We start from the raw sequence: 12,260 nt of genomic DNA on the forward strand, positions 1-12,260 counted from the left end.
TTCTCTGAAAAATGCATGAATATAATGAATAAATAACCAAAATGGAATTTGTTTTGTATCTTTGTGCAGTTTTATATAAAGGAAGATGACAATGGAAACCACAATCTTGCAAAAAGAGAAGGACCCGATGGGGACTGCGATATATGATTATTTCAAGACTGGGAAAGCCGGAAAGTTGAGGGTATTCTCTTCTCAGTTTGAAGAGGATGAGATTCCGGTGAAAGAATTGTTCCGCACGTATGCCCACATGCCTGTGCTGGAGCAGACGGCCTTGGAACTGGCGGAAGGAAAGATTCTGGATGTAGGTGCAGGTAGCGGATGTCATTCGCTGGCTTTGCAGGAAATGGGAAAGAAGTCGGTGGCTATCGACATTTCACCGCTTTCGGTGGAAGTGATGCAGGCCCGCGGAGTGGATGCACGGCTGGTGAATTTGTTCGACCCGCATTTTGTAGAGCGTTTTGATACCATCCTGATGCTGATGAACGGTTCGGGCATCATTGGTCGGGTGGAAAATTTCGGGACTTTCTTCCAACGGATAAAGCTGCTGCTGAATCCCGGAGGCTCCATCCTGATGGATTCCAGTGACCTGAGATACCTGTTTGAGGAAGAGGACGGGAGTTTCGTGGTGGATTTGGCGGCCGATTATTATGGACAGCTGGACTTCCGGATGCAATACAAACAAATAAAAGGGGAAGCATTCGACTGGCTGTATGTGGATTTCAATACGTTGAGTCTGTATGCCTCCCAATATGGCTTCAAGGCCGAACTTGTGAAGGAAGGCAGTCATTATGACTATTTGGCCAAACTCACCTTGTAGCTCTTTGTTTCTTCTTCAACCATAAATAATACCCGCTGAGTGGAAGTACGCCTCCGATAAAAGCTGCCAGGAAATAGAGTATCTTTGTATAGATACCTCCCCAGCTTCCGGTGTGGAAGGCATAGAACCAGCCTTTCAGTTTCTGTGCGCGAGGCACTTCCGCATAGGTTGTGGTTTCTGTAATCTCTCCGCTTTTCGGATTGAATTTCAGGGTATCCGTACGGCGTAATTGCTGTCCCTGGATAACTTGTATCTTTTTTTCTTCTATACGGAGCGAAGTGTAGCCGGTGTATTTTGCCTGTACTTCCTGGATTGCTTTGTCCCAAGCCGTATAATCGGTTTGTTTCTTTCCTCCTTTCTTGGCACGTGCATCGTTTTCCTTTTGTGGGAGAGAAGTCCCGTGAGTTTGGGCCTGCTTCGAAGTGTTTCCTCCAAAAAGCCCGTAAGCAAACGAGCGATACCAGCCAAACGACCAGGTGAGCCCGGTAAGTGCCATGATCAGCAGGAAGAGGGTAGAATAAAAGCCCAAAGCTACATGGCTGTCATACCAGAAACGGCACCATCCTTTGCGGCATGAAACCTTCAGCCGGTTATTTAACGCTTTTCGAGTTCGGGGCCACCAGATAACAAGGCCACTGACAAGAATCACGACCATCAGCAGGGTGGAGATGCCGACTATCATTTTCCCTACAGAGGAAGCTCCTTTCTGCGGTGGAGGGTTCAGCAGCCAGCGATGCAGTTTCCGCATGGTTTGAAAAAAATCGTTTCCTTCTATCCATCCGTTCACCTCTCCCGTGTACGGATTCACACTCAGACTTTTTCTGCCTGAGTTTTTGAAAGTCACCGTAGCTGCCTCATCGGCTTTTCCCGAATATTGCAGTGAGGTTAGCTTGAGTGAATCGGCGGTCTGCTCCTTTATGCGTGCAATCAGTTGTGAAGGTGGAAGAGCGGCAGCGTTCCCTTCCGGAACGCTTACCTTATATAAATGAGGCTTACATGCCTGAGTGATTTCCTTTTCGAATACCAGTGCAGCTCCCGAGAAACAAATAATGGAAAGAATAATTCCCACTGGAATAGAAAGCCAGAGGTGTATTTTCCCGAATAATTTTCTCATTTCTAAATGTTATTGTTGAGTTAATGCAATTTTACCTACTGTTGTAATTTCATCGGCTTCCACTTCCAGTCCTTTTACAGCTTCTCCTGTTTGAGGATTGATTTTATAGAATGTGGGAGTAGCACCTTCTTCGGTAGTTAGTACCGGAATATAAAAATACTGATTTTCCAGATAAGGAGAATTTCCGAAAGAAGAAATCAGGTTCATGTCAGGCAATCCTGTAATAGGAATCAGCTTCTTTTCGCTGGCTTTGAATATCACTAGCTCATTTTTAGGTGCATTGGTTCCCAGTGTGGCTACCTCTTCAATGCTGCATCCGTAATTATTGAGCAGGAAATAATCGCCACCTACGTGCCAGCAGCGGAACAACGGATGGCCGCTCGCACCGCTCATCGTTTCCAGGTTGCAATAATACTCATCGAAGGCAGTACTTCCGGCTGGGATGCGCACGACGCCTGAAGGAAGTGTACCTTGTACCTTTGCCTTTAAGTTGGCATCAGCTGCAGGCTGGGTAGCCGTACGTCCATATCCTCCTGAAAATACATACAAGTTACCGTCATCGTCGCTCCAAATGGTCTGATAGTACTGAGAACGCATGCGTCCGCAGGCAAAACCAATCTTGTCTGTTGTCGCAATAACCGGTTCTTCATCAAAGTTGCTGCCGCTGTAAATGGCAATATAAGCATTATCCGGATATTGGGTAGAAGGAATCTGTCCGGCAGTATATTTACCGCTTCCTGAGCCGCCGGTACCGGTTGCTACATAGTCTTGACTCAACACTTTGTCGGGCCAGGTGTTCACTCCATAGTGACTCATACCCATGGGAATAATAGAGGTGTAGAGCTTTCCGTTGGCTTCCACAAATCCGGCCATAGTTACCTTTTCACCATTTCCTAAAAAGTTCTCGGCCAAAATATCCTGTTGGTTGGTACTGGTAGTACCATCTTTCGCATTCAAGTAGTTAAATAAAAAACCTTGTGCCGCATTACCCTGACTGTCGGTCTGTTTGGTGTTGCCGGTCGATACGGTAATCACGTTGTCGCCCCAGGTGCCGTAAGTCGTGAAGCGGTTGAAGGTATAGCTGTATTTCTTCTGGGGTACGTTGTTCGCATCCAGGTAATAGCAGCCTCCGGTGCCTTGCGAACCGTCGTTGTATTTGATGCCGAAAAAGTAATTCTGGTCATAGAAAATCCAGTAGGAAATCTGTTCTTGAAACTCTTTTCCGTTGTTGAGCACCGAGATTTTTCCTTCATCCAGGCTTTCTGCCGTGAGCAGATAAGAGGTTCCTCCGGCAGTGACCGGAATGACATAATTCCCTTTGAAGTTGTTGTGGTTGTTGAAGGTGGGGTCATTGTTTTCTTTTTGACACCCTGCGAACAGGCCTCCCATGCAGAACATGCCTAGGCCCAGCATCCAGTTTTTTGTGGTCATATACTTGTATTTTTATTGTGATAGATGATAAATTAATTCCCAAAATATATCCGGAATTTGCCATAGAAGGCTCGTCCGGCTTTTTGCAGGCTGAAGTTGTCGTACAGCTTTTCATCTGTGAGGTTCCGGCATTCCAGTGAGAGATTATAGCGTCCGTTGCGGATGCTGTAGCTCAGAGACAGGTTGTGTGAAACCTGTTCCGGTACCCGGATTTTCGTAGAAGGATCACCGAACTTTTCCCAGTACAGGGGGAACTCATGCTGGTAGAAGCAATCCCATCCTAATGTCAGGGTATTTCCCTTGGCAAACAGGTCGTGCCAGTAGAAATTGGCATCGAGGTTGGCATAACGGTAGGGCAGGTTCGGAATGCGCTGCCCGTAGGTCAGAGCATTCTGTCCGCTGCTGGCCGCCCGTTTCTTTTCCTTGTCGCGGATGTCCAGGTTGTTGAAAGTGCCGCCCATGCTGAACCAGTTACTGTAGCTGTAGCGAAGGGAGATATTGAATCCCTTGGTTTCTACCCGGCCATGGTTGGTATAGCTACCGTAGCTGGTACCTCCTACGGTAGAAAGGTCACGCTTGATGTAATCCTGTGTGTGGCGGTAAATCAGTCCTCCTTCTGCATACAGTCCGTGTTTACCCCATTGCTTGCTGTAGCTGGCATTGAGGTTCACATTGTCACTGCGTTCCGGTTTCAGGTCGGCCTTTCCCGCTTCCAGGTCGCCGTCACCAAACAATTCCTGGGTGCTGGGCATGCGCAGTGCCTTCTCGTACGAGAGCTTCAGCTGGATATCTTTCCCCAGGAAATACGTGCCTGCCGCTCCATATCCGAAGGAACGGACACTTTGTGACACCCGGGTGTTGTTTCCTACGCTGTTGTCGCTTATCTGTACCGTACCCTCACTGTAGGAACTGTAATGTTTTCCGAAGGCCGACAGGTTCCATTTTTCCGAAGGCATCAGGCGGTAGGAGAGACCGGCAATGTTTTTCCGGTTTTTGGTAGGGTCGTCAAAGTCCTCCAGCACCGAGTTCTTTTCGATGAGGCTCCGTCCTGTACGGCGGAAGGTGCTGAACACGTTGTTGAACGTAAAAGAATGTATCTTGCCCAGTCGGTACACTGCCGTAAAGGTGGCATTCCAGTTGGTGTTGATTTGCTCACTGAACTGGTGGTTCTGTTCGCCGGCGGTCGAACGGGGGATGCGGTCGCCCAACCAGTTGTATTTGTACATTGCCGTATCCACGTTGGTGGTCAGGTTATGGTTGTAGTTGGCCGTCACCGTCACATCCAGTCCTTTGGTGAAAAGGTTGCTTTTGCGGTATTCCACTGAAGGTACGACCGAAAAGCCGTGACGGTGTTTCTGTCCGAACACGATTTCCTGGTACACGCCGTTTTGTATCTCTTTGTAGAAATGCGAATAGGCCACGTTGAACATCAATCGGTCGGCCCAGCTCTTGCCTGTCACGCCGATTTTTCCGATGACCGCTTCGTTGTGGAATGTATCATTGAATCGTTTTACACGCTGTATATTACTTTCATCGCTGACAGACGTATTGTTTTCGTGGTTGAACTCTTCCACCCAGTTATTGATATAGTAATTATTGTCTGAGTAATTCTGATACGCATTGATTTCGTATGTCAGTCCGTTTCTGAAACTCTGCCCGAAGTTTACATACGATTTATGTGTGTTGAACGAGCCATATGAGTACGACGCATCCAGAAACCAGTTGCGCTTCTGTTTGTTGGTTACAATGTTGATAACTCCACCTAATGCATCGGTACCGAACCCTACGGGTACCACACCTTTATATACCTCAATGCGCTCGGCAAAGTTGACCGGGATGTTATTCAGGTCGAAAGCTGTTCCTGCCCCTTCTTGTGGCACCCCGTCGATAAATACTTTTACATGCTTGCCGCTGAAGCCGTCGAGCATCAGCTGCATGTCCGAGCCCACACCTCCAGACTCGCGCAGTTTCATTCCCGGAAGCTTCTGCAACGCTTCACTCAAGTTTTTGGTAGAGTTCTGCAATTCACGCGTATCTACAGCTACGGCATTAAAGGCCGAGCGCTTGATACGTCCGACTCCGTTGGAAACGACTACGACTTCATCCAGCTCGGTGACTGACGGCTTCAAGATTACATTTTGTTTGCTACGTCCGTCTGCCAGGATTTCCACTTCTTTTTCTACAGTTTCAAACCCGATGGCGGAAACGGTCAGTGTGTATTTCCCGGCGGGTGCTTTCAGATGATACAAGCCTTTTTCGTTGGTTGTACAGCCATATTGCGTACCTTTTAGGTACACCGTGGCGAAGTCAATGACACTCTTGTCCGAAGAAAGAACTTTTCCAGATAGTAGTGAACGGCCTTGTGCAGAAAGAGATAAGACACAAGCACCCAATAATATAAAAAGTACACCCCACTTCAAATTTTCGCTTCCCCGCGAAAAAGATAAATTTCTCATTTACTGTAACTCGTATTTTTTGTTCAGGACTAATTTTCTGTGTGCAAAATTAAGGCGATTGTCCGGGTGGGGCAATCGCCAAATATGGGTAATTTAGACTATGTATAAATACCTATTTGTAGGTGTTGTGTAGTTTGTCCTATGAAATGTAACGGGTTACGGTTAGAGAATTTGGACTGTTACAGGATATGGAAGTGCTTCAATGCCTGCATGATACCTTCCTCATCCACTGAGGTGGTGATATAATCGGCCGCAGCTTGTATGTGAGGAGCCGCGTTTCCCATGGCAATTCCCATACCTACATGTTTCAGCATCGGAATGTCGTTGCCGCCATCGCCGAAAGCCATGGTATCTTTCAGGTCAATGCCGTAATAAGCCAATATCTGGTCGATACCGTGACTTTTACTGTTTCCCCGTGCAATGATGTCGGCAAAGAGCGGATGCCAGCGCATGGGTTCACAGTGAGTCAGCACCTTTCCAAATATTTCTTCGTCTTTCTCTTCGGGGAAATATCCCATGATTTGCAGGATTTCCTTGTCTCTGGCTGTTTCAATGGGGAGGATTTCCGGAATGCCGATGTGGATGAGTCGGGCAATCTCACGGACCGCCTCATTTTCGTGGGTCAGGAACCAGGTATTGTCGTGTACAAAAACGAACGGCATTTCCGGATGATTATGCTGGTACTGAATGAGTCGTTCAATGTCTTCCTGCGGCACACAGCCCTTGTAGATGTCCTCATGATTTGCCGTGAAGCAATGTGCTCCGTTCAGTGTGACATAACCGTCGAAATCCAGGTCACCCACGGCATCCATCATCAATGTCTTTGGACGGCCGGTGGCAATGAATACCTTAATACCTTTTTCTCTCAAAAGTCGCAGGGCTTCGCGGGTAGACTCCGGCACGGTGTGAGTCTGGAAAGAAACTAATGTTCCATCAATATCAAAGAATATCGCTTTTACCATTTTTCGTGTATTAAAAGTCCGTGCAAAGATAAGGAATAAACGACAGAGGAGGTACACAAGTCGTTCTATAATCGCGGATGGATGCCTATTTTCTTTTTCCAAATCTCCGGTGCGATAATGCATAAGGGGATGGCTGTTTTCTACGTTTTCCGTGGCGGAACCCTATGTTTCCTGCCCGTAAACCCTACGTTTCTGCTTTGGAAAACCTACGTTTCCCAGTGCGGAAACGTAAAGAAATCAGAGAAAGATTGGCATTTACGGGCTTGCGTTTTTCCCAATCGGTGGGCAGGCGGAAGACAGCCTTTCACTCGAATATCCTTTTAGGATGATAAATTGTGTTGTTTATCCGATGTATTTATTACATTTGCTGCGGAAAATAATTAAAATAATATATGTTTGAAAGCAATGGCGGAAAATATGCTGTTGCGAAGATAGAAGACAAATCATGGAAAACAGAAGTTATCAATATAAACGGATTGCCGTAAAGATAGGCAGTAATGTGCTGACCCGTCGGGACGGGACATTGGATGTGACCCATATGTCGGCTTTGGTCGACCAGGTGGCCGAACTGCATAAGGTCGGAGTGGAAGTGGTATTGGTGTCATCCGGAGCGGTGGCTTCCGGAAGAAGCGAACTGAAACCCTTGAAAAAGCTGGACAGTGTGGACCAGCGGCAACTCTTTTCTGCCGTGGGACAGGCCAAACTGATTAACCGGTATTACGAACTGTTCCGCGAACACGGCATTACCGTGGGGCAGGTGCTGACCACCAAGGAGAGTTTTTCTACCCGCCGCCACTACCTGAACCAGCGCAACTGCATGCGGGTGATGCTGGAAAACGGGGTGATTCCCATTGTGAACGAGAATGACACGATTTCCGTCACCGAACTGATGTTTACCGACAACGACGAGCTTTCGGGCATGATTGCCTCGATGATGGACATGCAGGCACTGATTATTCTCAGTAACATCGACGGCATCTACAACGGCTCTCCTTCGCAGCCGGGTACTTCGGTCATTCGTACCGTGGAGCGGGGGAAAGACCTTTCCGACTACATCCAGACCGAGAAATCCGGTTTCGGCAGAGGAGGCATGCTCACCAAGAGTACCATTGCTCGCAAGGTGGCCGATGAAGGCATTACGGTAATTATAGCCAACGGAAAGAAAGAGAATATCCTGCTCGATTTGTTGTGCCGTCCTGAAACGACGGTGTGTACGCGTTTCCTCCCCGCTCCGGCAGAGGTGTCGAGCGTCAAGAAATGGATTGCCCACAGTGAAGGTTTTGCTAAAGGTGAGTTGCACCTGAACCGGCAGGCGGTGGAGGCCGTCAGGGGCAGCAAGGCGACCAGTATCCTTCCGGTAGGGGTGACGCGGGTGGCCGGTGATTTTGAGAAAGACGACATCGTGCGTATTATGGACGAACAGGGACAGCAAATCGGGGTAGGCCGTGTGTCGGCCGATTCTGCCGAGGCTGTATTGCTGGTCGGCCGTCACGGACAGAAGCCGCTGGTACACTATGATTACCTTTATCTGGAGTGAGGTTGAATCGTCCTCATTCCATGGAAACGGTCTTGTGCTCGGCGATAGACTGGATGGATAACGGAGTGACCGAAGTCCAGAGTGCCAGGTCGCGCAGGTCGGCCGGGTAAGCGAGTTCCTGTTTCAGGTCCGCTTCCAGTGCCTTGAGCATGATGTAGTCCATGCCCTCGTGGTGTGTGTCCAGACGGAGCGCTTCTTCTCCCCAGCGTTTCCAGTACGTATGTGCATATTGTTGCAGGTAAGGTGTATCCGGCTCCCAGGTTTCGTGTGGACTCCTGCCTTCCAGGTAGATGCGTCGCAGTTCCCCCTGCCAGATACCCTTGGTGCCTTGTACCTCCAGGTCGAGGCTTCGTGGACGCGGCAAGGTCGTGTCGTGGGTGAGCGAGATGAGTACGCCGGAAGCCGTTTCCAGCTGTGTCAAGACGATGTCTCCTTGAGCAACTGCCAACTGTTCGTCTCCTCCCAGTTCCCGGATACGCTGGTGCAGTCCGGCTGCTTTAGAAGAAAAGGAAGTCAGGCAAACCAGCCGGTCTTTGCGGGGAATGCCAGCGATGAGGCAGAGTGGAGCCAGCCCGTGGGTAGGATAGAGGTCCCCGTTTTCTTGCAGGTAAAACTTGCTTCGCCAGATGCTCTCTGTCTTTTTCCGGTTGCCCATATTTCCCTTGTCGTCCAGCAGGAGGTTGCGCAGGTCGTGACGGTAGCCGCCGCGCAGGTGTACGATTTCCCCCAATGCCCCTTCCCGGACCAGGTTATACATGGCCAGTACCTCTTGCCGGAAAAGCGTGTTCTCCAGTGGAAACACCTTCTTTCCACAGGCATCGGCAGCCTCCAGTAGAGGCTGGTATTCGTGCAGGTAGAGTCCTCCTTTGATTTCAAGCGCCACATGGCAACCGGCTTTCAGGCAATACAAGGCATGCGTCACATGCAGTTGCCAGGGTGAGGCGATGAACACCAGTTGCGGGGCATGCGTGGCAATCATCCGTTGATAATCGTCGCCTCCCCGGTGGTAGCAAGGCACGCCATACACCTCTTCCCGTGCTTCCGGGTCGGCAATGGCGGTAATCTGGAAATAAGGAATGTGACGGCAGAGAGCCAGCAGTTGCTTGCCGCGGTATCCCATGCCGATATAAGCGATTTTGAGCGTTTCCATTGATTGAAAGGTTTTAAGTAGGGTGAATACGGGTCAGTGTCTGGATTCCAGAAACTGGATGAGCAGTTCGCGAGGCAGGGAGTAGGTGTTTCCGTGCGCTTGCACGTACTTCAGCAGGGCCACTCCTTCTTGTTGCAGGCGGGCTTTGGGTACGATGTCTTTCGTGTCTTCCGCCATTTTCAGCATCATCATGGCAGCCAGTTCTATTTTTTCGATTCCGTCTTTGTCTTCGTGGTATTGGTCAAGCAGCTCTTTACATTCCATTTGTGCCAATTGTTCGGGTGTCACTCCCAGTATTTGCCGGGCCGTGCTTTCATATTCTTCCCAGTCCGTTTGGCTGATGCGTTTCCGGCGGAGCAGCAGGTTCGCGATGGCGGCGAAGATTTCCTGAATCATGCGTATGATATAATCTTGTCGAATCATGGTTTTTAGGTTTTCGTTTGCAAAGTTCGAAATATTTTTCTTGCTTTTTCATAATCTTTCGTAATTTTGAGCGAAGAACTAAAAAATCGAACTATGGACGAGCAAATAAGACAAATAGGGGAACGCATCCGTGGGTTGCGCGATGCCTTGGAACTGAGTGTGGAAGAAATGGCCGACCGCTGCGGACTGCGGGTAGAACAGTATCGTGAGATTGAGTCGGGAGAGTTTGACATTGCCGTCAGCACTTTGCAGCAGATTGCGCGGAAATTTGACATTCCGTTGGATGTGCTGATGTTTGGGGAAGAGCCCAAGATGAATTCTTATTTTCTGACCCGCTGGGGAACCGGCATCTCGGTAGAACGTACGAAGGCCTACAAATATCAGGCACTGGCTTCCGGTTTCCGGAACCGTAAGGCCGATCCTTTCCTGGTAACCGTGGAGCCGAAGCCGGAAGATACACCTATTTATTATAATACCCACTACGGTCAGGAATTCAACATGGTGTTGGAAGGCCGGATGCTGCTCAGCATCAATGGGAGAGACCTGATTCTAGAACAGGGCGACAGCCTTTATTTTGATTCTTCCCTTCCGCACGGCATGAAGGCCCTCGACGGAAAGGCTGTGAAATTCCTGGCAATTGTAATGTAGAAATTAAGATTGAAGAAATATATGTTAGAAAGATTTGTTGAACAGACGCATTTTACCTCGCAGGAGGATTTTATCGCGCATTTTAAGGTAAAGGTGCCGGAGAACTTTAACTTCGGCTATGATGTGGTGGATGCTTGGGCGGCAGAACGTCCGGAAAAGAACGCGTTGCTTTGGACCAACGACAAGGGCGAGCACATTCAGTTTACGTATGCGGATTTGAAGAAATATACCGATATGACGGCTTCTTATTTTCAAAGTCTGGGTATCGGGCATGGCGACAAGGTGATGCTGATTCTGAAACGCCGATATGAGTTCTGGTTTTCCATCATTGCCTTGCACAAGATTGGGGCCATCACCATTCCGGCCACGCATTTGCTGACCAAGAAAGACATTGTGTACCGTTGCCAGGCGGCGGGCATCAAGGTGATTGTGGCTGCCGGCGAACCGGTCATCACGAAACATATCCTGGATGCCATGCCGGAATCGCCGACGGTGGAACGGCTGGTGAGCGTGGGGCCTGAATATCCGGAAGGTTTTGAAGACTTCCATAAAGGGATGGAAGCGGCTCCTCCTTTCGTGCGTCCGGCTCATGTGAATACCAACGACGACATTTCCCTGATGTACTTCACCTCGGGTACGACCGGTGAACCGAAGATGGTGGCCCATGATTTCACGTATCCGTTGGGACACATTGCCACGGGATGTTTCTGGCATAACCTCCATGAAGACAGCCTGCATTTCACCATTGCCGATACGGGATGGGGAAAGGCCGTATGGGGAAAACTCTACGGACAGATGATTGCGGGGGCCAATATCTTTGTGTACGATCATGAGAAGTTTACGCCGGCCGATATTCTGCAGAAGATTCACGACTATCACATCACTTCACTTTGTGCGCCTCCTACCATCTACCGTTTTCTGATTCGGGAAGACTTGTCGAAGTACGACTTGTCGTCGCTGGAATATTGTACCACAGCGGGTGAGGCTCTGAACTATTCGGTGTATGAAACTTTCAAGCGTATCACGGGTATCCGGCTGATGGAAGGTTTCGGTCAGACGGAAACGGCTTTGACCCTGGCCACTTTCCCATGGATGGAACCCAAACCGGGCAGTATGGGTGTGCCCAATCCGCAGTATGACATTGATTTGCTGAAACCGGACGGTCGTTCGGCGGAAGATGGAGAACAAGGGCAGATTGTGGTGCGTACCGACAAGGGCAAACCGTTGGGACTGTTCAAGGAATACTATCGCGACCCGGCCTTGACGCACGAGGCATGGCATGACGGGGTGTATTATACCGGTGATGTGGCCTGGCGTGACGAGGACGGTTACTACTGGTTTGTGGGCCGTGCCGACGATGTCATCAAGAGCTCCGGCTACCGTATCGGCCCGTTCGAGGTGGAAAGTGCCCTGATGACCCATCCAGCGGTGGTGGAATGTGCCATTACCGGTGTGCCCGATGAAATTCGCGGACAGGTAGTGAAAGCAACCATTGTATTGGCAAAGGATTACAAGCAGAAAGCCGGGCCGGAACTGGTGAAGGAATTGCAAGACCACGTGAAACGGGTGACGGCGCCTTACAAGTATCCGCGTGTCATCGAATTTGTGGATGAATTGCCGAAGACCATCAGCGGTAAAATCCGCCGGGTGGAAATTCGAGAAAAAGACAATGCGTAAATGATAAAAAATACTATCTTTGCATCATTACGTAAAAATTTGAAT

10 protein-coding genes are annotated in these 12,260 nt (G+C 49.2%); 4 read left to right on the top strand and 6 right to left on the bottom strand.

Annotation, left to right across the window (positions count from 1 at the left end):
- The first annotated feature begins 91 nt into the window (after positions 1-91).
- Positions 92-817, top strand: a complete 726-nt coding sequence (locus tag OCV81_RS00460) for a class I SAM-dependent methyltransferase (protein ID WP_148327705.1) — start codon at positions 92-94, stop codon at positions 815-817.
- Here the strand turns inward: OCV81_RS00460 and OCV81_RS00465 are convergent.
- From OCV81_RS00465 to OCV81_RS00480, 4 genes are all read right to left on the bottom strand, one after another.
- Complete coding sequence (locus OCV81_RS00465; protein ID WP_148327706.1) at positions 807-1,931, bottom strand: PepSY-associated TM helix domain-containing protein; 1,125 nt, start codon at positions 1,929-1,931, stop codon at positions 807-809. The genes OCV81_RS00460 and OCV81_RS00465 overlap by 11 nt on opposite strands.
- A 9-nt stretch (positions 1,932-1,940) precedes the next feature.
- Entirely contained in the window at positions 1,941-3,362 is a 1,422-nt protein-coding gene (locus tag OCV81_RS00470) for a DUF4374 domain-containing protein (RefSeq protein WP_148327707.1), read from the bottom strand.
- Between the two features lie 32 nt (positions 3,363-3,394).
- Positions 3,395-5,818, bottom strand: a complete 2,424-nt coding sequence (locus OCV81_RS00475; RefSeq protein ID WP_262639837.1) for a TonB-dependent receptor — start codon at positions 5,816-5,818, stop codon at positions 3,395-3,397.
- A gap of 179 nt (positions 5,819-5,997) precedes the next feature.
- Entirely contained in the window at positions 5,998-6,780 is a 783-nt protein-coding gene (locus OCV81_RS00480; RefSeq protein WP_148327708.1) for a Cof-type HAD-IIB family hydrolase, read from the bottom strand.
- Between the two features lie 445 nt (positions 6,781-7,225).
- Between OCV81_RS00480 and proB the strand changes: the two genes are divergently transcribed.
- Positions 7,226-8,317, top strand: coding sequence for a glutamate 5-kinase (proB, locus tag OCV81_RS00485; RefSeq protein ID WP_148327709.1), 1,092 nt, complete (start codon positions 7,226-7,228; stop codon positions 8,315-8,317).
- 13 nt (positions 8,318-8,330) lie between these two features.
- Here proB and OCV81_RS00490 read toward each other — a convergent pair whose 3' ends face one another.
- Positions 8,331-9,467 (bottom strand): Gfo/Idh/MocA family protein, encoded by a 1,137-nt coding sequence (locus OCV81_RS00490; protein ID WP_148327710.1) that lies wholly within the window; start codon positions 9,465-9,467, stop codon positions 8,331-8,333.
- Positions 9,468-9,500: 33 nt separating this feature from the next.
- Positions 9,501-9,890 (bottom strand): hypothetical protein, encoded by a 390-nt coding sequence (locus OCV81_RS00495; RefSeq protein WP_148327711.1) that lies wholly within the window; start codon positions 9,888-9,890, stop codon positions 9,501-9,503.
- Positions 9,891-9,983: 93 nt separating this feature from the next.
- On the opposite strand from OCV81_RS00495, the gene OCV81_RS00500 reads away from it, so the two are divergent.
- Both OCV81_RS00500 and OCV81_RS00505 read left to right on the top strand, forming a co-directional pair.
- Complete coding sequence (locus OCV81_RS00500) at positions 9,984-10,538, top strand: helix-turn-helix domain-containing protein (RefSeq protein ID WP_148327712.1); 555 nt, start codon at positions 9,984-9,986, stop codon at positions 10,536-10,538.
- Between the two features lie 21 nt (positions 10,539-10,559).
- A complete protein-coding gene (locus OCV81_RS00505) occupies positions 10,560-12,215 on the top strand; it encodes an AMP-binding protein (protein WP_022353475.1) in 1,656 nt (551 codons plus the stop codon).
- Positions 12,216-12,260: the final 45 nt, after the last annotated feature.

The organism is Phocaeicola fibrisolvens (genome assembly GCF_025567125.1).
In the GTDB taxonomy this organism is placed as follows: domain Bacteria; phylum Bacteroidota; class Bacteroidia; order Bacteroidales; family Bacteroidaceae; genus Phocaeicola; species Phocaeicola fibrisolvens.